Source organism: Pseudomonas fluorescens (assembly GCF_041354075.1).
Taxonomy (GTDB): domain Bacteria; phylum Pseudomonadota; class Gammaproteobacteria; order Pseudomonadales; family Pseudomonadaceae; genus Aquipseudomonas; species Aquipseudomonas fluorescens_CE.
The window spans coordinates 60,580-81,418 of record NZ_JARZGC010000017.1 but is presented as its reverse complement, the minus strand read 5'-3'; the positions used below and the strand labels follow the sequence as shown (position 1 = coordinate 81,418).

The window sequence follows — 20,839 nt, the reverse complement described above, 5'->3', positions numbered from 1 at the left end:
CTCTACTCCTGAACTGCACTCAAAGATTGGATAAAGAGATTGACCGGGAAATCTCCCAGCGCAGCGCCAATCATCAGCTCCTTGTGGTGTGTGACTGCGACGCTTGCAAAAAGTCCCTTCAGATTTTCCTCGCGGGTGGCAAACGGTAACCTGACCCGCGTATCGCCCCACTGCAGCGCGCCAACCCGGGGGGCGGCACCGTTTTCCAGCAACTGCGCACAGCGGATCGGCACGATCACGATGATCCGCTGATGCCCGAGTGTCCGCGCAAAAGCCAGCACCCGATGCGCCTCGCTGCCGACCACTTCCAGCGCTTCATACGTGCCGCGGCGAAACAGCTCGGCATGCTCGGCGCGCAGGTTCAAGGTGCGCGCAATCAGGGTTTGCTTGATACGCCCGTCGCGCCAGTTCGTCAGCAGGTCGGCCAGCGACGCATGGCTGGCCAGGGACTGCTGACGGCTGGCGTAATCCACCGGGCGGCGGTTGTCTGGATCGACCAGCGAGAAGTCCCAGTACTCGTTGCCCTGATAGAGGTCCGCAATGCCCGGCACGGTCATGCGCAGCAAGGTTTGCGCCAGGCTGTTGAGGGCGCCGGGAACGGCGATGGCCATCGCAGCCTTGGCGAGGGCGGCGCGCAACAATTCCCCTTCAGGGCTGAGCAACAGGCGTTCGAGAAATTGCCGGCTCGCCTGTTCGTAGGCGTCGTTGGGCGCGCTCCAGCTGCTCTGCAGTTTGGCTTCACGCAAGGCTTTCTGCTGCCACTGCCAGACCCTTTGAGCGTAGCCCTCCAGGCCTGCGCTATCGTCACTGTGCAGGTCCAGTGGCCAACTGCCGAGCAACGCTTGATAGAGAATCAGTTCATCGCCGGACGTTGGCATCAGGTCGTCGTCGCGCAACGGCCGGGCCAGGGCTTGCCATAGCGGCACCTGTTCGGCGAACCAGGCGCTGCGCTCGCTCAACACCGCCAGCCTGGCGCGGGTGTCTTCGCCACGCTTGTGGTCGTGGGTCGCGGTGGCCAGCAGGTTGTCGGGGAACGCGTGCAGTCGATTGAGGCAATCGGCATGGAAGTCGGCCACCGGGGCGCTGAACTGTTCAGTGCTGATACCCACGTCATTGCGCGACAGCAGCACCGCTGAACGATAGAACGCAGTGTCTTCCACGGCTTTCGCCGCCGCTGGCGAAGTCAGCTGCTGGAAGCGCACGCAGGCATGCCTGAGAATTTTGCGCGAGCGCCCCCGTGGCCGTTGGCGCCAACGCTCGCCGCCCAGCCATCGGGCCAGGCAATCGAGCACTGGCCAGTCCGCTTCGCCAAGCGTCTGACGGGCGCCGTCCATGGCCTGCTGGAAAAACCTTTCGTCCTGCTCGGATCGACCACAGGGGCTGATGTAGGTGCGGTAAACCGGGAAGTGCACGATCAGTGCCTGCAACGCCCGGCGAATCGCCCCGAGGGTCAGGTCACGGGTCATCAGGTCGTCCCGGGCCACTTGCAACAGGGCCTGGGCGACGCTTTCGAAATCACCGGCCAGCGAGCCGTTGAGAATTTGCTGGCGCGCCAATTGCGCTTCCTGGCGGAAGTCGGCCGGCCGTTCGCTGTAGCGCTGCCACAGTTCGCCCAGCGTGTGAGCCCCGGCGGGATCGTGCTGCAGCAATGACAACTGGTTCATGAATTCGTAGCCGGTGGTGCCATCCACCGACCAGTCACGGTGCAGGGTTTCGCCTTCGCCGAGGATTTTCTCGACATAGATCGGCAAGTGCCGATCGGGAGAAAGGCTGTCGACCCGGCGTCGCAGCTTGCGGCAATAACGGCGTGGATCGGCCAGTCCGTCGATGTGGTCGATGCGCAGGCCGTCGATCAGGCCCTGGGCGATCAGCTCGAAGATTTTCGCGTGGGTCGCTTCGAACACCGCCGGACGCTCGACGCGCAGGCCACCGAGTTCGTTGACATCGAAAAAGCGCCGCCAGTTGATGTCGTCCGCTGCCGTGCGCCAACTGGCGAGCCGGTAGCTTTGCTGCTCAAGCAGCCGATGCAGGCGCTCGAAGCCTTCTCGCGTCAGTGAATCGTAGCCCTTGAGGTTCTGCTCGATGACCTGCAGCACCGCCGGATCGCCGGCCAGTTCCCGCAACTCGTTTTGCAAGGGCTTCGCCAGGCCATGGGCGTCGGTCTGGTAGCTCAGGGTGCTGAAACGCTCGGCCAGCGCCTTGAGCTCCTCGTGATCGGCTCTGAGCAGTTCGCCATAGCTCATCGGGCAGATCGGAAAGTGGTGCTCGTAATGCTCGACGTAAAACGCTCCCCGTTGCGCGTCGAAGCGCAAGGGCAGGGTGCCTTCCTGCAAGGCGACGCCGTAGTCGCTGCCCAGAAACGGCAGCAGCAACTGGCCTTCCATCAGCGGATCGGGCGAATGCCACTGGATGTCGAAGAACTCGCCGTAGGGGCTCAAGCGGCCCCATTCCAGCAGGTCCAGCCACCATGGGTTGTCGCCGCCCCCGACGGCCATGTGATTGGACACGATATCGAGGATCAGCCCCATGTTGTGCGCGCGCAACGCCTCCACCAGACGCCGAAGCGCCGCTTCGCCACCCAGTTCCGGGTTGACGCTGGTCGGGTCCACCACGTCGTAGCCGTGCATCGACCCGGCCCGGGCACTCAGCAAGGGCGAGGCGTAGACGTGGCTGATGCCGAGGCTGGCGAAATACGGCACCAGTGGCACGGCCTGGTCGAGGGTGAAGCCTTTATGGAATTGCAGGCGCAGGGTCGCGCGCAAGGGTTGGATGCCAGGCGTGCTCATCGGTCACGCTCGGCGGCTTGCAGGCGCGCACAGGCGAGCAGTTCCAGGCGCCGGGCGGCGTCCTCGCCATCGAGCAGCGTTTCGCTGTCGCCCGGCAGGCGACGCGACCAGTTCGGATGGGTGTTGATGGTGCCAGGCAGGTTCGCCTGCTGTTCGATGCCCAAGGCGTCCTCCAGCGGCAGCAGGACCAGGGGAGCACGGGTGTGGCCGAGAAAACGGATGGCCGCATCGAGCACCTGGTCGGTTTCATGATGTTCTTCGCGAAAGTTTTGCGGGTCTTCGCTCAGCACCCGGCGCAGCCCTTCGCGTTCACGTTCGCGGTACTGGCGCCAGTCGATCTCGCCTTGGGCATCGACCAGCCCCAACCGGGCGTTCCAGTCGATGTCGCGGCCATGCCACCAGCCATTGAGTGTCGGCAGGTCGTGAGTGCTGGTGGTGGCCAGCGCGCTGTCTGGCCAGTCGAGGATCGGCTTGAAGTGCGCGTTGTCCTGTTCGAACAGCATCACGCGCATGCCCAGGATCGAGCGGGCGGTGAGTTTGTCGCGCAGGCCATCCGGCACGGTGCCCAGGTCCTCGCCAAGGACGATGGCCTGATGACGGTGGGATTCCAGCGCCAGCAAACGCAGCAGGTCGTCGAATGGATAGTAGAGGTAGGCGCCGTCGGCGGGCGGCGAACCATTGGGGATCACCCATAGCCGTTGCAGGCCCATGACGTGGTCGATGCGCAGGCCGCCCGCGTGGGCGAAGTTGGCCCTGAGCATTTCGATGAAGGCGCGGAAACCGTTGCGCACCAGGCCTTCGGGCGAAAATGCGGAAATTCCCCAGCCTTGGCCCGTGCGATTGAGGATGTCCGGCGGAGCCCCCACGGTCAGGGACGCCAGCAGCTCATCCTGACGGCTCCAGGCCTGACTGCCACCGCCATCGGCGCCCACGGCCAGGTCGGCGATCAGGCCGATGCGCATGCCGCTGCTGCGGGCGGCCGCCTGCGCTCGCTCCAGGCAACGGGTGATCAGCCATTGGCAGAAGGCGAAGAAACCGATGCGCGCGGCGCTTTCTTCGGCAAACGCTTTCAGGGCCTCACTGCGTGGGTCGCGCCATTGTTCGGGCCACTCTCGCCAGTCGAGGCGCTCGCCTTTGGCCGCAAGGGTTTCCTGGATCGCTTCAAAGCGACAATGGTTTTCCAGGGCTTCGCCAGCGGCATGCCGATAGCTGCTGAAGTCGGCATGCAACGGGTGCTCACCCTGGACGAAACCTTCGTACAGGGCCTGCAACAAACGGTATTTGGCTTCGGCTGCAACGGGCCAGTCGATCAGTGGCAGCTCTTCAAGGTGCTTGAGGTCTGCGGCCAGCCCGGTGCTGTCGATCGCCGCGCGCAGGGCCCGTTCACCGAGTATGGCGCCAGGGGCGGCATACAGGCTGTTGAGGAACAGGCGACTGGAGGGAGAGTAGGGGCTGTAACGCTGGGTGTCGCTGCTGAACATCGCATGCAGCGGACTGATCGCCACCGCTTCGGCCCCCCGTTCGCCCGCCACCCGGACCAGGTCTTCCAGTGCCTGGGTGTCGCCGAAACCGCCATCGCCGGGGCGGCGCAGTGAATACAGCTGCACGCTCAGGCCCCAGGCGCGCGGAATCGGGTTGTCGACCGCATCGCCGACGCTGTAGCAGCGGTTCGGTGCAACGGCCAGCGTGAAGGACTGACCGTCGATGTCGACGTGCTGATAACCGACAGGTATCAGGCCGGGCAGCACGGCGTCGGCGTTGAGTTTCAGATTGAGTCGGGCGCCGTCTTCGAGGTGGATTTCGCAAGGCGTTTCAGGCTGGAAGTAACGCGACAGATCCAGGCCAGTGCCGAAGTCGACGGTCAGCAGGGGCGGCAGGTGTCGGGTCTGTTGAACCTGTTGCAGTTCGAGCAGGCTGGCGTCGATTTCCTGGGCGGTCCCGGCAGGGTGGCCCAGTCCGGTCAGGACGTTGCGCAGTACCGCCGGCGCGACTTTTTGCGGACGGCCGTTGGCGTCGATCCAGTCCACCGCCAGGCCCGCGTGGGTGGCCAGTATTTCAAGTTGCGCATCACTCATTGACGCTCTCCGTCCGGGGGTAGCAAAGGGGCTGCGGCCGTGAGACTGACTAGCGCGCAATACGGGGCAAGCGTGCCCTGGTTCAGCAGGTCAACGGACTGTGGCGGATGTTCGAACAGCACCACGGCGTCGGCCTGTGGGGAGTGGACCACCGGCTTGTCGCCGAGGTTCAGGTCTATTCGCAGCTGGCTGCCGTTGCCCAGTCGCCAGCGCGCCGACACGGCCCCAGGCCCCAGAACATCGGTGCCCAGGGCCTGTGTGCCGGGCAGGTGCGGGACGATCTGTTGCTGGCGGATGCGCAACAGTTGACGGTACAGCTGCTCGGTTTGCGAGGCCTGCGCGGTGGGCCGTTGTGGCCGGGAGGCTTCGAAGGTGTCCGGTGCATTGGGGTCGGGAATCCGTTCGCGCTGGTGGGGGTCGGCAAACGCGCTGAACGCGGCAAATTCGTTGCGGCGTCCCTCACGCACCAGCTTCGCCAGTTCGCCGTGGTGACTGGTGAAAAACAGGAAGGGTTGCTCGGCGGCGAATTCATCACCCATGAACAGCAACGGGATCATCGGCGACAGCAGCAACAGCGCCGTCGCCGCTTTGAGGGCGTCGGGGTGGGCCAACTGATGCAAGCGTTCGCCAAACGCGCGATTGCCGATCTGGTCATGGTTCTGCAGGAACAGCACGAACGCGGTCGGGGGCAAATGAGCGCTGTATTCACCACGGGCCTGGCCATGGCGATTGATGTGCCCCTGGAACACGAAACCCTGGCTCAGACAGCGGGCCAGTTGCTGCGTGGGCTGGTCGGCATAGTCGGCGTAATAGGCATCGGTTTCCCCGGTCAGCAGCACGTGCAAGGCGTTGTGGCCGTCGTCGTTCCACTGCGCGTCGTAACCTTGTTCGAGCAGACTGGCCTGGTTGTGTTCGTTCTCCACGGTGAGCCACACGTGTCGCGCCGGGTCGACCTGCTCGCGCACCTGCTGCGCCAGTTTCTGGAGGAAGTCCGGGCTCTCGATGGCATGCACCGCATCGAAACGCAGGCCGTCGAAATGGTATTCCAGCAACCACATCAGCGAGTTCTCGATGAAGAAGTCACGCACCTCGCGCCGCTGGAAATCGATGGCGGCGCCCCAGGGTGTGTGCCGGTCTTCATTGAAGAAGCCCTTGGCGTAACGGTGCAGGTAATTGCCGTCAGGGCCGAAGTGGTTGTAGACCACGTCGAGGATCACCGCCAGGCCATGGCCGTGCGCGGTGTCGATCAGGTGCTTGAGTTGTTCGGGTGTGCCATAGGAGGCCTGGGGCGCAAAGGGCAGGACCCCGTCGTAGCCCCAGTTGCGCTCGCCGGGAAATTGCGCAATGGGCATCAACTCGATGGCGGTGATACCCAGTTCCACCAGACGCGCCAGGTGCTTTTCAACCTCAGCGAAGCCGCCCAGCGCACCCACGTGCAATTCGTAGATCACCGCCTCGTTCCACGGCCTGCCCAGCCAATGGCTGTTTTGCCAGGCGTAGGCGAGCGGGTCGACCACGATGCTCTGCCCCGTGATGTCACCCTCCTGTGCCCGCGAGGCGGGATCAGGCACTTCGATCTCGCCGTCGATGTTGTAGCGATAACGCGTGCCCGCCTTGCAGCGGGCCTTGATCACAAACCAACCATCAGCCTGAGGCAGCAGCGGCAAGGATTGTCCATTTTCCAGTTCGACACTGACAAAAAACGCATCAGGCGCCCACAAGGCAAAACGCGTATGTTCTGCGTCCAGCATGATTGCGCCGTGGGGCCAGGTCTCAGGGGTCCTTAACGGCATTGATGAAAACCTCTTACTGTTTGTGCGACTTCCCCAGGGCCTTGGCGACCAGTTGCTCGTAGAGCTCGGCGTAGGGTTCCACCGCCTTGCACCAGTTGAACGGCGCGGCCATGGCGCGGCAGCGCATGGCGTTGAGCAGTTCCGGGAAGGCGAAGACCTTGAATGCCCGGCTCAGGGCTTCCTGGTAACTCTCCACGGTGGATTCGTCGAACAGGAAACCGGTCACGCCGTTCTCGATGGTGTCGGCCAGGCCGCCGGTATTGCGTGCCACCGGCAACGAGCCGAAGCGCTGGGCGTACATCTGGCTCAGGCCGCAAGGCTCGTAACGCGAAGGCATCAGCAGGAAATCGCTGCCGGCGAACATGCGCCGGGCATCCGTTTCGTTGAAACCGATGCGCACACCGATCTGCCCGGGAAAGCGCAGGGCGAGTTCGCGCATGGCTTGTTCTTCTTCCGGTTCGCCACGACCGATGATCGCGATCTGCCCGCCGGATTTGACGATGTATTCGGACACGGCTTCGGTCAGGTCCAGGCCTTTCTGGTAGACCAGGCGCGAGACCACGGCAAACAGCGGGCCTTCGGAGTCGTCCAGGCCGAACAGCTCACGCACGTGCGCAGCGTTCACGGCCTTGCCTTCCCAGTCACCGATGGCGAAGGGGCGGAACAGGTGCGAATCGGTCGCCGAGTCCCAGCTTTCATCGATGCCGTTGGGGATGCCGCTGAGCTGGCCTTGCTGGGTCTTGGCCGCGAGGAAACCGTCCAGGCCGCAGCCGAATGCCGGGGTGGTGATTTCCTGGGCGTAGGTGGCGCTGACCGTGGTGATGTGGCTCGAATAGGCCATGCCGGCCTTGAGGAACGACATCTTGCCGTAGAACTCCATGCCTTCCTGTTGCAGGGCATGGGCGGGAATGCCGAGCTCAGGGCAGGAACCCAGGCTGGTCACGCCCTGATAGGCAAGGTTGTGAATGGTGAACAGCGTCGGCGTGCGCTGACCGCGCCAGTGCATGTACGCGGGCGCCAGGCCGGCCGGCCAGTCGTGGGCGTGCACCAGGTCCGGGCACCAGTGAATCTGCGCCAGGTTGGCTGCGATATCGGCAGCCGCGAGGCCCAGGCGGGCAAATCGAATATGGTTGTCCGGCCAGTCGCGGCCGTTGTTGGCGCCGTAGGGCGAACCTTCGCGCTCGTACAATTCCGGGCAGATCAACACATAGATCACCAGGCCGTCGGGCATGTCCATGCGTCCGATCTTGCAAGGGGGCAGCGCCGCGTGACCGCCGAGTTCGCCGATGATGTGGATCGGGTTTTCACTGTGCAGCACTTGCGGGTAGCCTGGGATCAGCACCCGCACGTCGTGCAGGTGCGCCATCGCCCGGGGCAGCGCGGCGGAAACGTCGCCCAGGCCGCCGGTCTTGACCAGGTCGGCGATTTCCGAGGTGACGAACAACACGCGCTTTCGGTTTGGATTCTGACTGGTCACCGGTGTCAGTGCACGGGTCCCCGTGACGCTGATCGATTGAGCACTCGGGGCGCTCACATTGTTCGATTCCCCGACCGGCTGATGAGCACGCTCTCCCTGAATATCTAATGCCGCACTTATCATCTGAATCTCCCGCGTTGTTGATCTGTTCCAAAATCTGGCAAAGGGTATTCATGGCCAATCCTGTGGCCACGCGCAGGCAGGCGCCGCATCGGCAAGCTGGGCTCACCACGCGCTCAAGCAGATTGGCTGGAGTGGACGTTGCAAGGAATGCACCAGTCGCAACGCGCCTACCTTTTAGAGGACCGGACAGCAACGGCAAAAGTTTCTATTATTTTTATTCTTTGTGACCGACCGGTTTTGCTCCGCGAAAATGAGTCTAGGCCAGAACTTAGAGCGGTAAAGGACAGATAGCAAAATTGTTCGACAATCGGTCCGAAGCGGTACGAGCGTGCCTGATCGTGGCCCGATTGTTCCGACGAAGTGCATGTTTTTCTGCCGGCCGGCCCTAAAAAGTCACCTCTGCGTCATATGGATGTGCAGGGTGGAAAATGCCGTCGCACCTTGGTGGTGCACTCGCAGGTCCCGTTTTTGGCCGAAGCGCTGCCTGACGGTGAGAGGGGCTGCCTTGTTATAGTTCGTGGCTCATTTCTGCCCGGTAGAAAAGGATCACAGCCATGTCCCAATACAGCGCGTTCACCGTCGAACTGGCCGATAACATTGCCCATGTGCAAATAAACCGTCCGGAGAAAATCAATTCGATGAACGCCGCGTTCTGGAGCGAAATCATCGAGATCTTCCAGTGGATCGATGACACCGATGAAGTGCGCGTGGTGGTGCTCAGCGGCGCCGGCAAGCATTTTTCCTCGGGTATCGACCTGATGATGCTCGCTGGCGTGGCCAATGAACTGGGCAAGGACGTGGGCCGCAATGCGCGCCTGCTGCGACGCAAGATCCTCACCCTGCAAGCGTCGTTCAACGCAGTCGACCAATGCCGCAAACCGGTGCTCGCCGCGATCCAGGGTTACTGCCTGGGCGGTGCCATCGACCTGATCGCCGCTTGCGACATGCGGTACGCCGCCGAGGACGCGCAATTCTCGATCAAGGAAATCGACATCGGGATGGCCGCCGATGTCGGCACGCTGCAACGCTTGCCGCGGATCATCGGTGACGGCATGCTGCGTGAACTGGCTTACACTGGTCGCTCGTTCGGTGCCGAGGAAGCGCGCAGCATCGGCCTGATCAATCGTGTCTACAGCGATCACGCCAGCCTGCTGGACGGTGTGATGGGCATTGCCCGCGAGATCGCCAGCAAGTCGCCCATCGCTGTCAGCGGTACCAAGGAGATGATCAGCTACATGCGCGATCACCGCATCGACGACGGCCTCGAATACGTCGCCACGTGGAATGCCGCCATGCTGCAATCCACCGATCTGCGCGTGGCCATGGCCGCCCACATGAGCAAACAGAAACCCGATTTCGCGGATTGACTGAACCATGATTTCACGCTGGACCACCGCAGTACTGGACACCGATCAACCCGGCGGCCTGGCCGTTGCGCGCAGCCCCGACGGCTTTCTGTTCGATGACAATGGCGCGCTGTTCCCCCGTGAATGGCTCAAGCGCCAGGACTTGTCGGTCATTGCCGAGCATGGCATTGGTCATCTGGATGGCGAGCCCGTGTTCCTGCTGGAACTGCGCCACGCCAGTGAAGTGCCCGGTTGCAACTGGAAAGGTCTGCGGGCGTTCATGCTCGAAGGCGATCAGGTGGTCTACAAGGTGCTCGGTTATGCCGCGCAGATCGGCACCTGGGCCCGCGAACACCGCTTTTGCGGTAATTGCGGGCAGGCGACCCGGCAGGTCACCCTGGAACGGGCGATGTACTGCGAACCCTGCGATTTGCGCTATTACCCGCGCATTTCGCCGAGCATGATCGTACTGATCACCCGGGGCGACGAGATCCTGCTGGCGCGTTCACCGCGGTTCGTTTCCGGGGTCTACAGCACTTTGGCAGGCTTTGCCGAACCCGGCGAATCGGCCGAAGACTGCCTGATTCGCGAGGTGCGCGAGGAAGTGCGGATCGAGGTGAAGAACATTCAGTACATGGGCAGCCAATGCTGGCCGTTCCCGCACTCGATGATGCTGGGCTTCCACGCCGAGTACGCCGGTGGCGAGATCGTCTGCCAGGAAGACGAGATCGAGGACGCCCAGTGGTTCAACGTGCATGCGCTGCCGCCGTTGCCGGCGTCGCGCTCGATTGCCCGTTACCTGATCGACGTCTACGTGGCGCGCCGCTTAGGACACGCTGAACCAGTGCTGCCAGGCTAGGCGCACCGTCAGGCCCAGCACCACAGTGATGAACACCGGGCGAATGAACTTGGCGCCGCCGCTGATGGCGGAGCGGGCGCCAAAGAAGGCGCCGACCATCACCGACAGGCCCATGCTCAGGCCGATGATCCAGTCGACCTGCCCGGAATACACGAATACCGACAGCGCCGCGATGTTGCTGACGAAGTTCATGCTGCGCGCCACGCCACTGGCCTTGACCAGATCGATGGGGTACATCAGCAGGCTGCTGACCGTCCAGAACGCGCCGGTGCCGGGGCCCGCCACGCCGTCGTAGAAGCCAAGGCTGAAGCCCTGGGTCGACTGCCATTTCTTCTTGATCGGCGCGTCGGCATCCAGCGGTGCTTTCGGCGTGCCACCGAACAATAGATAGATGCCGCAGGCGAACACGATCACCGGCAGCATCTTGTTCAGCCATTCGGCCGGCAGGTAATGCGCAACCACGGCGCCGGTCAGCGCACCCACCAACGTGCCGACGATGGCATGCATCCACTGCCGGGGATGAAACAGCTTGCGCCGATAGAAGGTGAAACTGGCGGTGGCCGAACCGAAGGTCGAGCTGAGTTTGTTGGTGCCCAGCACCAGGTGGGGCGGCAGGCCGGCGGTCAACAGCGCCGGTGTGGTCAACAGGCCGCCGCCACCGGCAATGGCGTCGATGAAACCGGCAATGAAAGCGACAAGGGCCAGAATGGCCAGGGTGGTGAGGTCAACACTGAGTTCGAAAGGCATGGAATCGGCTTAAGTCGGCAGGGTGCAGGACATCGCTGCGGGAAGGCCGATATGTTACCTGTATCCAGACGTTGCGGCGACTGCTCCGGCCTCGGCTCGCTCCCCCTTGAAATGCCTCCACCCTGTGGGAGCGAGCCTGCTCGCGATTGCTAATGGCCGGGCACTACATCATTTCGAGGCCGGCCCATTGCCGATCTGCCAGACAAACGGCGGCTCAGTGCCATTGATCGCCCAATCCCCGACAATCCGCGCCTTGTAGATCACCGGATTATGTGAGGACACGGTTCGGGCATTGCGCCAGTGCCGGTCCAAGGATTTGCCTTCACGGATGTCCGACGCCCCGAGCGCGTTGAACAGCTCGCTGGTGGCCCGTTGGATCAGCTCCGACACCACTACTTGCGCCGTCGCCGACTGGATTTCGGCGTCGGCATTGGCTTCGCGTTCCAGCGCTTCATCGCCGGAGAACCGCGCCAGGTACGCCCGCTGCGCAGGTTGCGCGGCCTTCAGTGCGCTGGCCTCGGCGGCGTACACCAGCGCCGCCACTTCGCCCACCACTTGCTGGATTTGTGGATCTTCACTGACGCGCGGGGCGTTGCCGTGGCTGTAGATGCGTTTACGTTCGCGCACCTGATGCGCCACATCGCGCAACGCGGCGCGACCGATCCCGGCGAGGGTGGCGAGGAGCACCAATTGATAGAACGCTGTCTGGTATTTGAAGCGCGTGGCGAAGTCGATGATGTTTTCGGCGTCGACGTCGGCCTCGATGAACCGTGAGGTGCCGCTGCCCGTTGTGCGTTGGCCGAAACCGTCCCAGTCGTCGCTCTGCACGATCCCCGGTTGCTGGGTGCGCACTGCGGCGATCACATCGCCCCCGGTGTCGCTGCGCTGGGCGTAGACATCGATCCAGTCGGAAAACAGGCTGCCGGTGCTGTAGAACTTCTCGCCGTTGAGCCGCCAGCCGTTGGCATGGGGCGAGACCTTGGTGATCACTTCGCCAATGGTCACATTGCCGATTTCGGTCCAGGCGCAACCGACGATGTCACCTTCGACGAAACGCTTGAACCACAGGTCCCGCGCCGGGCCCGGCGTGGCATTCAAACGGTCCTCGGCGAACGCGAAATGCCCGCGCAGGGCTTGCGGCACATTGGAGTCGGCTTCGGCCAGTTCGATCAGCAACTCGAACAACTGCGGCAGGGAGGCACCGCCACCGCCGTATTCCACGGGCACCCGCACGGCGCCGAACCCGGCGTGCTTGAGCCATTGGATTGGCTCATGGGGCAGGCTGCGCGACTGTTCGCGCTCCACCGCCCCGGCGGCAATGCGCTGGAAGATCGGGCGAAAGCGCGCGGCCAGCGTCTCATAGTCGACGCCAACGGACAGCGGGTTGATTACCTGGTGTTCGGTCATGGGGACAGCTCCTTGGATCGGCAGTGGATGCCAGGGAGGATTGCAGGGTCCATGCCGGGTAGGGGCACCCCGGGTTTGTTCATCCATTTGGCTCTCCAGCTCCTGCGAACTGTTGCTGCACCAACAGCAAAGTCACAAATTGCCCTGGCAGACAGGGTCCAGTTGTGGGCGCGAGCCTGCTCGCGATAGCGACGGATCAGTCTCTGGTTCGTGGACTGACACTCCGTTATCGCGGGCAGGCTCGCTCCCCCAGGGTTTCGCTGGATTCAAGTTGAGCACTGGCACGCTTGCTGCTCTCTCCCCAGGACATCCCTAACGTCCCGAGGACACGCCAATGAGTCTGCAAGCCGTCAAATTTGCCTACTGGGTGCCGAACGTCAGCGGTGGGCTGGTGGTCAGCAAGATCGAGCAACGCACCCACTGGGGCATCGATTACAACCGCAAGCTGGCGCAACTGGCCGAGGCGGCCGGTTTTGAATACGCCTTGACCCAGATTCGCTTCACCGCCGGCTACGGTGCCGAGTATCAGCATGAGTCGGTGGCGTTCAGCCACGCGCTGCTGGGCGCCACCAGCCGATTGAAAGTGATCGCGGCGATCCTGCCCGGCCCCTGGCAACCTGCGTTGGCGGCCAAACAGCTGGCGACCATCGATCAACTGACCAATGGCCGCATTGCGGTGAACATCGTCAGCGGCTGGTTCAAGGGGGAGTTCCAGGCCATCGGCGAGCATTGGCTGGAGCACGACGAACGTTATCGCCGCTCCGAAGAGTTCATCCGCTCGCTCAAGGGCGTCTGGAGCCAGGACAACTTCACCTTTCGGGGGGATTTCTACCGCTTCGACAATTACACCCTCAAGCCCAAGCCACTGGGCCAGCCGGAGATTTTCCAGGGCGGCAGTTCCCGCGCTGCCCGTGATATGGCGGCAAGGGTCTCGGACTGGTATTTCACCAACGGCAACACCCCCGAAGGCATCAAGGCGCAGGTTGATGATATCCGCAGCAAGGCGGCGGCGAACCATCATTCGGTGAAGATCGGCGTCAACGCCTTCGTCATCGCCCGTGATACCGAGGAAGAAGCGCGCGCCGTGCTCGCGCAGATCATCGACCAGGCCGACCCGGAAGCGGTGAACGCCTTCGGCGATGCCGCGAAGCAGGCGGGCAGGGCGTCGCCGGAGGGCGAGGGCAACTGGGCCAAGTCGACCTTCGAGGACCTGGTGCAGTACAACGACGGCTTCAAGACCAACCTGATCGGCACGCCCCGGCAGATTGCCGAACGGATCGTGGCGTTGAAGGCCGTGGGCGTGGATCTGGTACTGGCTGGGTTCCTGCACTTCCAGGAGGAAGTGGAGTACTTCGGCAAGCGAGTGCTGCCGTTGGTACGGGAGCTTGAAGCAGAGGCTGCGGTGAAATCGGCGGCCGTTGCCTGACGTACCGCACGGCCATCATTGTGGGAGCAGGCTCGCTCCCACATTCCTGCTCAGTTGCGCAGGAGCGGAACCAGTGACCCAAGTCGTCGTGCCATTCCTGGGCTTAACGCACGGCGATACGGTTGTCGGTGGCTGTCGGGCTTGGTCAACCTGTTACAGGTCCAATAATTTTCGCGCCACGCATTGCGCATTGTCGGCCGCACTGTGATCACCCATGACCAGCGCCACGGTAATGGCACCCTCGATCAGGATCAGCAGCTGTCGGGCCAGCGTCGGCGGATCGGTTGCACCCTGTTCGGTGCAGAGCTCGCACACGTAGTCGAGCAGCTTCTGTTTGTGTTCCTTGGCGAGCAGACGCACCGGATCTTGCGGGTCGCCGGTTTCACCGCTGGTGTTGATGAATGCACAGCCACGGAAGCCTTCGGAGGCGAACCAGGTGCCGAGCACGGTAAACAGGTTCAGCAGGCGATCGGCCGGCGTCGGGGCCTGGTCGACGGAGGTCCGGTACCAGTGCATCCAGCGTTCATCGCGGCGTTGCAGGGCGGCCACCACCAGTTCGTCCTTGTTGGCGAAGTAGCGGTAGATGCTTTTTCTGGAGACGCCGGCGGTTTTCACCAGAAGATCCATGCCCGTGGCGGCGATGCCACTTTTGTAGATCAGCTTTTCGGTGACATCCAGAATGATGTCGCGGGTTTCAGTATTTGTGATTACGTTCATGGGGCTTACAGTAGAACGGTCGTTCTCCGCGGTCAAATGCTTTTTGTTGTTTGTTGAAACGCTATCGCGAGCCTGCTCGCGATAGCGTTAATGCTGACACCACCAAGACCCGGGCCCCTCCATGGTGTAAGCTCTCAACCTCAGTGAATTCGACCCATTGCGAGCCCTATGCCGTCGCTTTTCAAACGCTCCCTTCTGCCTAAACTGCGCAGCTTTGCGCTGTCTGCCGAGTCCGTGACCTTCCTCAGTGGCGCGGCCGAGTTCCGCCGATGCCTGCTGGAAAAAATCGCCACCGCGACCCAGCGCATCTATATCGTCGCGCTGTACCTGCAACAGGACGAAGCCGGCCAGGAAATCCTCGATGCCCTGCACGCCGCCAAATTGGCCTGTCCTGCACTGGACGTGGTGGTCGTCGTCGACTGGTTGCGCGCCCAGCGTGGCCTGATTGGCGCCGGCAAGCAGCCGGGCAACGCGGCGTGGTATCAGGAGATGACACGAACCCATGAAAGCGTGGTCCCGGTGTATGGCGTCCCGGTGCAGACCCGCGAGCTGTTCGGGGTGTTGCACCTCAAGGGTTTTGTGATCGATGACTGCGTGGTCTACAGCGGCGCGAGCCTGAATAACGTCTACCTGCACAAGTTCGACAAGTATCGTTACGACCGTTATCACCTGCTGCACAACCGCGAACTGGCCGACTCGATGCAGCACCTGGTGCAGCACGGTCTGGTCGCCTCCAAGGCTGTGCATCGCCTGGATTTGCCGAACCTGCCCACCACCCGCAGCCTGCGCAACGACATTGGCGACCTGCGCAGTCGTCTCAAGCACGCGGCGTATGACACCACGTCGGGCAGTACCGACAGGAGCGGGTTGTCGGTCAGCCCGTTGCTTGGCGTCGGCAAGAACAACCCGTTGAACCGGGTCATCTGCGAGTTGATCGCCAGCGCCCAGCAGCAACTGACGATCTGCACGCCGTACTTCAACCTGCCACTGGCCGTGATCCGGGAAATCAACCGGGCGCTGGCCAGAGGGGTGAAGATCGACATCGTGGTCGGCGACAAGACCGCCAACGACTTCTACATTCCACCCAGCGAACCCTTCAAGGTGATCGCGGCGCTGCCGTACCTTTACGAGATCAGCCTGCGGCGTTTCGCCAAGCGTCACCATCGCAGCATCGAGAGCGGTCAGTTGAACCTGCATCTGTGGAAAGATGGCGATAACACCTATCACCTGAAGGGCATGTGGGTCGATCAGCGTTACACCCTGCTGACCGGCAACAATCTCAACCCGCGTGCCTTCCGCCTCGACCTGGAGAACGCCCTGCTGATCGACGACCCGAAAGGGGAGTTGCTGGCGCCGCGCCGTCAGGAGCTGGCGGAGATTTTCCAGCACACCACCCGAATCGAGCGTTATCAGTCGCTGGAGACCTTGCCGGAATACCCGGCCGGCGTGGCGAAGTTTCTCAAGCGGGTCAGTCGGGTGCGGATCGAGCGGTTGCTGTACCGCATTTTGTGATGTCGTGAAACTGTTGGGGGCTGCTGGCCCCATCGCGAGCAGGCTCGCGCCTACAGGGAAATACGGTCATCTGTAGGAGCGGACTTGTCCGCGATGGTCGTCAACGATAACGCTGGCTGCCTGACACTCAGCGGTGTCTGAGCCTCCATCGCGAGCAGGCTCGCTCCCACAGGGAACGGGGGGCGGAGGCGAAACTCAGTTCAGACCCAGCTTGCCCCGCAGCGTCGACAGGTCTTCGGCCAAGGTATTCACCGGCCCGACCAGCGCCTTGCGATCGTTTTCCTTCACCTTGTCGTAGGTTTCGAAACCACCGTCGCGGGTCCGGTACTTGGCCAGGGTCTTGTTCACCGTGGCGAAATTCTTGTCGACCTTGGCGATGAACGCCGCGTCCTGCTTCTCGATCTGGGGACGGAACAGGTCGACGATCTTCTTCGCCCCATCGATGTTGCCCTGGAAGTCATAGAGATCGGTGTGGCTGTAGCGATCTTCCTCGCCGGATATCTTGGTCGCCGCCACTTCTTCCAGCAGCGCCGCCGCGCCACCCACCACTTTTTCCGGCGGGAAGGTCAGGCCGGCGACACGGGTTTGCAGGTCCTGGACATCCTTGTTCAAACCGTCGGCCAATTCGCCCAGGCCCTGGGTGCTCTTTTCGGAGAACAGCGAGTATTCGATGCGGTGGAAACCGGTGAAATCCTCAGCCTTCACACCTTTCTCGTGGTCATCGACACGGGAGTCGATGGAGGCGTCGAGGTCACTGAAGAGTTCGGCAATCGGCTCGATCGACTCGTAGTACACCCGGGTCGGCGCGTAGAGCTTCTGCGCGGTGGCCAGATCACCTTTTTTCACCGCGTCGGTGAACTGTTGGGTGTGGCTGGCCAGTTCGTCCAATTGCTCGGTGACGTAGATCTTGTAGTCCGAGATCGGTCCCACCAGTTCCAGCGGCGCCGTCGCCGCGAAAGCCGAAAACGGGGTGTTGAGCAAGCCAAGGGTCAGCAATACAGCGAGTGGCGATTTTTTCATGGGGCGGCTCCGTAGGAGTTTGTGTGCAGTGCGGTTCACGCGGTTTTTGTCGGTTGTGTGGCTTGCAGCAGCGAGCGGCCAATGAAGTCCTGGTCGCCCGTGACACCCGGCAGGGTGAAGAAATACCCACCGCCGACCGGCTTGAGGTATTCCTCCAGCGGCTCGCCGTTGAGTCGGGTTTGCACGGTGATGAAGCCTTTTTCCAGGTCGGCCTGGTAGCAGATGAACAGCAGGCCCATGTCCAGCTGCCCATTCCTGTTCACGCCATTGGAGTAGTTGAAGGGCCGGCGCAGGATCAGGTTGGCCTGGCTGGCGGCCGTGCGCGGGTTGGCCAGGCGGATGTGTGCATCGAGCTTGGTCAGCTTGCCTTCGGGGTCTTTGGCGTAGTCCGGCACCTGGGTTTCATGGGTGCCACCCATGGGCGCGCCCGTGGTTTTGACACGCCCCAGAATGCTTTCCTGCTCCTGCAATGGGGTGCGGTCCCAGCGTTCGACGAAGTTGCGGATGATCCGCACGGCCTGATAGCTGCCGTGCGCGGCCCAGGCCGGTTCGTCGGTGCCCGGCTGCACCCAGACGATGCGGTCCATGGTCTTGCCGTCGTTGGAGTCCGGGTTGGCCGAGCCGTCGCGAAAACCGAGGAAGTTGCGCGCACTCTGGGCTGGTACCCCGGGTTTGACGGGGGCTTGCGGCGGCACGCTGCCTTCCTGTTTCCAGCGCACCAGCAACAGGTCCGGCAGGTTTTTCACAATGTCGCGCAGGGCATGGATGTTGGTGTCGGCGGTGTTGGCGCAAAATTGCAGGCTCAGGTCGCCGTGGCAGCAGTCGGGTTCCAGCGCGTCGTTGGGAAAACCGACCATGCGCATCAGGCGTTTAGGCTTGGCGGCGGCCAGGCCGAAACGCTCATCGAACAGCGAGTCGCCCACGGACACGGTGATGGTCAGGTTGTCCGGTGTGACCACCGGGCCGAGAATGCCCGAATCCACCGGCGGCAGCTTCGGATCGACCTGGGCCACCGGGCCGCCCTTCATCAGGAACGCGATGCGTTCGTTTAGCGTGCGAAACAGTCGCTCCAGGTCGTCGCGGTCGCTGGCCAGCACGTCGAAAGACACCAGCATGCCGGACGCCGGGCGCGGTGTGACGATGCCGCTCTGATGCAGGCCCTGGAAATCGTGGTGGTCTTCGGTGCGGTCGCTGCTGGGCGCTTCCGTGACTTGCGCAGGGCTGGCGGCCATGGCCGGGCAACTCAACGCCGAGCCGGCAAGGGCAACACCGGCGGCGCCCATGCCCATCAATACCCGGCGACGTTGCAGGTCGAATGTCTCTGAATCGTTCATCTGAAAAAGTCTTCTCTTACAGGCCGGAGAGGCCAAGGGCGGGATCGATGGCATCGAGTGCGTGGGCCAATGCCTTGGCCTTGTCGGCGATCTGTTGACGTTGCTCGGCGCTGACACTGTCGTAGCTGGCGTAACCGCCCTTGGCCTTGAACCGATCGAGTTCGGCGTCGAGGCCGGCCAGCGCGTTGTCGAGGGGCGGCAGCAGGTCGGCGGCGGACTTGGCCAGCAACGGGCGCAACAGGTCGAGCACTTTGCGGGCGGCGTCGAGATTGCCGGCGAAACCGTTGAGGTCGCTGTGGCTGTAGCGTTCCTCTTCGCCGCTGGTGGCGCGTACGTCGCCCAGGTTGTCGAGATTGCGCAGCACGATGCTGACCAGTTGTTCCGGGGGCAGCGATTGGGCCAGCAGTTGCTGCTTGAGCGCGGTGACGTCGGCGAGCAATTGCTGGGCTGCCGGGGCCAGGCCGTCAAGGCTGCGTTGATGGAACAGCGCGAATTCCAGGCGATGGAAGCCACTGAAGCCCGGATCCTGCTCGCGTTTCTCGAAGTAATCGGCGCGCGCATTGATCCGGTTGTCGAGTTCGGCCAGCCGTTGCGCCGCTGGGGCAAGGCGCTGATACGCCACGCGGGCCGGGACATACAAGGCCTGGGCCTGGGCCAGGTCACCGGCCTGGATGGCTTGTTCCAGCGCAGTGACCGCTTTGATCAGCGCCGTACCCTGACTGCTCAGGTACACACGGAACTCCGACAACGGCCCGACGAAGGCGACCATCGACGGCTTGGCTTTGGCGGCGGCATCGGAGGCGGCAGTGGGCGTGACATGCAAGGTGCCACGCGGATTGCTCAGCAAACCGCAGGTGATCGCGTAATCGCCGGGCAACAGGTTGGCGTTGATCACCTGGCTCAGGCCCGGGGCGATGTTTTCCCGCTCCTCGACCACCAGCACGCCGTCGAGGATCTCCCATTCAACGGCCCGGTCCGAACGGTTGACGATGCGGAAACTGGCGCGGCCGGCCGGCACCGTCAGGGCGTTCGGCTCGCAACTGTGCGGGTGAATGGTCACCAGCACTTCGTCATGGTGGGGCTGACGCTTGGCCGCCGCCATCTTCGAGGCGTAGTAGAACAGGCCGCCGGCGGCGATCATCACGATCACCGAACCGGCCACCGCCCAGCGCAGCGCACGGGGAGGGGAGGCTTGAGGTGGAGTTTGACTTGGCATGGAGGCCCTTACTGACTGACATGAAAATCCGAATACAACATCGCCCGAACGGTAGGAGCGAGCATGCTCGCGATGGAGGCTCAGGCACCGCTGGGTGCCAGACAGCCAGCGTCAGCGTTGACGACCATCGCGAGCAAGCGCGCTCCTACAGGGGGGCGGGGCGGGAAGAAAAAACATCACCAACGCCACCACCAGATAAATCACATAGGCGCCCAGGGTGCTTACGGTCGGTGCTTCCTGATAACCGAACATGCCGGCCAGCACCGAGCCCAGGGGGCTGTCCATGGGCAGGGCGGTGCTGAAGTCGAAGAGGACGGTTTGCAGGTGATTCCAGATCCCGGCTTCATGCAGGGCCTGCACCGAGTTGGCGAGAATGCCGGCGGCGACGACCAGGATGAACAGCCCGGTCCAGCGGAAGAACGCCGAGAGGTTCAGGCGCATGCTGCCGCTGTAGATCAGGAAACCGACGATGATGGCCAGGATCAGGCCGAGCAGAGCACCGATGGGCGCGCCCGGGCCTTCGCTCTGTTGAAACACCGCCAGCAGGAAAAACACGGTTTCCAGGCCTTCGCGAGCCACGGCGAAGAACACCATCGCAATCAACGCGGTGACCTGGTGCCGGGAGCCGGCCAGTGCATGATCGAGGGAGACGTGCAGCGAATGCTTGATGGAGCGCGCCACCTTGCGCATCCAGAACACCATGGAACTGAGGATGCCGACGGCCACCAGGCCGACCAGGCCTTCGAACAGCTCCTGTTGTTTCTGCGGGAATTCAGCGCTGACCAGTTCCAGGCCGCCACCCACCAGCAGCGCCAGCGCGGCGGCGAGAAATACGCCGATCCACACCGCAGGCATCCACTGGCCGCGACCGGTTTGCTTGAGATAACTGGCAATGATGCCGACAATCAACGCGGCTTCAATGCCCTCGCGCAACATGATCAAAAAGGGAACGAGCATTCAGCACCGCGTCTGCAATAGATAGGGTGCTAAGTTGTAACATA

At 62.8% G+C, this 20,839-nt stretch carries 15 protein-coding genes; 4 read left to right on the top strand and 11 right to left on the bottom strand.

Annotated features, from left to right (window positions below; translation table 11 throughout):
• Positions 1-2: 2 nt before the first annotated feature.
• From QIW53_RS20010 to glgA, 4 genes are read right to left on the bottom strand one after another with little or no spacing between them, the layout of a single operon-like run.
• A complete protein-coding gene (locus QIW53_RS20010) occupies positions 3-2,786 on the bottom strand; it encodes a malto-oligosyltrehalose synthase (RefSeq protein WP_371051360.1) in 2,784 nt (927 codons plus the stop codon).
• Entirely contained in the window at positions 2,783-4,861 is a 2,079-nt protein-coding gene (gene malQ / locus QIW53_RS20005) for a 4-alpha-glucanotransferase (protein ID WP_371051359.1), read from the bottom strand. Before malQ ends, QIW53_RS20010 begins: the two co-directional genes overlap by 4 nt.
• Positions 4,858-6,654 carry a malto-oligosyltrehalose trehalohydrolase gene (gene treZ, locus QIW53_RS20000; protein WP_371051358.1) on the bottom strand — a complete coding sequence of 599 codons (1,797 nt, stop codon included), beginning with the start codon at positions 6,652-6,654 and terminating at the stop codon, positions 4,858-4,860. The genes malQ and treZ overlap by 4 nt, the downstream gene beginning before the upstream one ends.
• A 13-nt stretch (positions 6,655-6,667) precedes the next feature.
• Positions 6,668-8,254: a glycogen synthase GlgA gene (glgA, locus tag QIW53_RS19995; protein WP_371051357.1), complete on the bottom strand. Its 1,587-nt coding sequence runs from the start codon at positions 8,252-8,254 to the stop codon at positions 6,668-6,670.
• A 554-nt stretch (positions 8,255-8,808) separates the two neighbouring features.
• On the opposite strand from glgA, the gene QIW53_RS19990 reads away from it, so the two are divergent.
• Together QIW53_RS19990 and nudC are read left to right on the top strand one after the other, a co-directional pair.
• Positions 8,809-9,621, top strand: coding sequence for a crotonase/enoyl-CoA hydratase family protein (locus QIW53_RS19990; RefSeq protein ID WP_371051356.1), 813 nt, complete (start codon positions 8,809-8,811; stop codon positions 9,619-9,621).
• A gap of 7 nt (positions 9,622-9,628) precedes the next feature.
• Complete coding sequence (gene nudC, locus QIW53_RS19985; protein WP_371051355.1) at positions 9,629-10,459, top strand: NAD(+) diphosphatase; 831 nt, start codon at positions 9,629-9,631, stop codon at positions 10,457-10,459.
• Here nudC and QIW53_RS19980 read toward each other — a convergent pair.
• Together QIW53_RS19980 and QIW53_RS19975 are read right to left on the bottom strand one after the other, a co-directional pair.
• Complete coding sequence (locus QIW53_RS19980) at positions 10,427-11,206, bottom strand: TSUP family transporter (RefSeq protein WP_371051354.1); 780 nt, start codon at positions 11,204-11,206, stop codon at positions 10,427-10,429. The genes nudC and QIW53_RS19980 overlap by 33 nt on opposite strands.
• 168 nt (positions 11,207-11,374) lie before the next feature.
• Positions 11,375-12,613, bottom strand: coding sequence for an acyl-CoA dehydrogenase family protein (locus QIW53_RS19975; protein ID WP_371051353.1), 1,239 nt, complete (start codon positions 12,611-12,613; stop codon positions 11,375-11,377).
• A gap of 334 nt (positions 12,614-12,947) precedes the next feature.
• Between QIW53_RS19975 and sfnG the strand changes: the two genes are divergently transcribed.
• A complete protein-coding gene (sfnG, locus tag QIW53_RS19970; RefSeq protein WP_371051352.1) occupies positions 12,948-14,039 on the top strand; it encodes a dimethylsulfone monooxygenase SfnG in 1,092 nt (363 codons plus the stop codon).
• 153 nt (positions 14,040-14,192) lie between these two features.
• Here sfnG and QIW53_RS19965 read toward each other — a convergent pair whose 3' ends face one another.
• Positions 14,193-14,756, bottom strand: coding sequence for a TetR/AcrR family transcriptional regulator (locus QIW53_RS19965; RefSeq protein ID WP_371051351.1), 564 nt, complete (start codon positions 14,754-14,756; stop codon positions 14,193-14,195).
• Positions 14,757-14,924: 168 nt separating this feature from the next.
• Here QIW53_RS19965 and pssA point away from each other — a divergent pair, with 168 nt between their 5' ends.
• Positions 14,925-16,268 carry a CDP-diacylglycerol--serine O-phosphatidyltransferase gene (gene pssA, locus QIW53_RS19960; protein ID WP_371051350.1) on the top strand — a complete coding sequence of 448 codons (1,344 nt, stop codon included), beginning with the start codon at positions 14,925-14,927 and terminating at the stop codon, positions 16,266-16,268.
• Positions 16,269-16,463: 195 nt separating this feature from the next.
• Here pssA and efeO (QIW53_RS19955) read toward each other — a convergent pair whose 3' ends face one another.
• The 4 genes from efeO (QIW53_RS19955) to efeU all read right to left on the bottom strand — a co-directional run bounded on the left by efeO (QIW53_RS19955) (position 16,464) and on the right by efeU (position 20,795).
• Positions 16,464-17,288, bottom strand: coding sequence for an iron uptake system protein EfeO (gene efeO, locus QIW53_RS19955; protein ID WP_371051349.1), 825 nt, complete (start codon positions 17,286-17,288; stop codon positions 16,464-16,466).
• 35 nt (positions 17,289-17,323) lie between these two features.
• Complete coding sequence (gene efeB / locus QIW53_RS19950; protein WP_371051348.1) at positions 17,324-18,622, bottom strand: iron uptake transporter deferrochelatase/peroxidase subunit; 1,299 nt, start codon at positions 18,620-18,622, stop codon at positions 17,324-17,326.
• 16 nt (positions 18,623-18,638) lie between these two features.
• Positions 18,639-19,838, bottom strand: a complete 1,200-nt coding sequence (gene efeO / locus QIW53_RS19945) for an iron uptake system protein EfeO (RefSeq protein WP_371051347.1) — start codon at positions 19,836-19,838, stop codon at positions 18,639-18,641.
• 111 nt (positions 19,839-19,949) lie between these two features.
• Complete coding sequence (gene efeU / locus QIW53_RS19940) at positions 19,950-20,795, bottom strand: iron uptake transporter permease EfeU (protein WP_371051346.1); 846 nt, start codon at positions 20,793-20,795, stop codon at positions 19,950-19,952.
• Positions 20,796-20,839 lie beyond the last annotated feature (44 nt).

Bases quoted from the DNA above. Each gene is read 5' to 3' on its own strand.
- pssA (WP_371051350.1), top strand. From the start codon at position 14,925: ATGCCGTCGCTTTTCAAACGCTCCCTTCTGCCTAAACTGCGCAGCTTT.
- QIW53_RS19965 (WP_371051351.1), bottom strand. From the start codon at position 14,756: ATGAACGTAATCACAAATACTGAAACCCGCGACATCATTCTGGATGTC.
- efeU (WP_371051346.1), bottom strand. From the start codon at position 20,795: ATGCTCGTTCCCTTTTTGATCATGTTGCGCGAGGGCATTGAAGCCGCG.
- efeB (WP_371051348.1), bottom strand. From the start codon at position 18,622: ATGAACGATTCAGAGACATTCGACCTGCAACGTCGCCGGGTATTGATG.
- efeO (WP_371051349.1), bottom strand. From the start codon at position 17,288: ATGAAAAAATCGCCACTCGCTGTATTGCTGACCCTTGGCTTGCTCAAC.
- QIW53_RS19990 (WP_371051356.1), top strand. From the start codon at position 8,809: ATGTCCCAATACAGCGCGTTCACCGTCGAACTGGCCGATAACATTGCC.
- sfnG (WP_371051352.1), top strand. From the start codon at position 12,948: ATGAGTCTGCAAGCCGTCAAATTTGCCTACTGGGTGCCGAACGTCAGC.
- QIW53_RS20010 (WP_371051360.1), bottom strand. From the start codon at position 2,786: ATGAGCACGCCTGGCATCCAACCCTTGCGCGCGACCCTGCGCCTGCAA.
- glgA (WP_371051357.1), bottom strand. From the start codon at position 8,254: ATGATAAGTGCGGCATTAGATATTCAGGGAGAGCGTGCTCATCAGCCG.
- QIW53_RS19975 (WP_371051353.1), bottom strand. From the start codon at position 12,613: ATGACCGAACACCAGGTAATCAACCCGCTGTCCGTTGGCGTCGACTAT.
- efeO (WP_371051347.1), bottom strand. From the start codon at position 19,838: ATGCCAAGTCAAACTCCACCTCAAGCCTCCCCTCCCCGTGCGCTGCGC.
- nudC (WP_371051355.1), top strand. From the start codon at position 9,629: ATGATTTCACGCTGGACCACCGCAGTACTGGACACCGATCAACCCGGC.
- treZ (WP_371051358.1), bottom strand. From the start codon at position 6,654: ATGCCGTTAAGGACCCCTGAGACCTGGCCCCACGGCGCAATCATGCTG.
- QIW53_RS19980 (WP_371051354.1), bottom strand. From the start codon at position 11,206: ATGCCTTTCGAACTCAGTGTTGACCTCACCACCCTGGCCATTCTGGCC.
- malQ (WP_371051359.1), bottom strand. From the start codon at position 4,861: ATGAGTGATGCGCAACTTGAAATACTGGCCACCCACGCGGGCCTGGCG.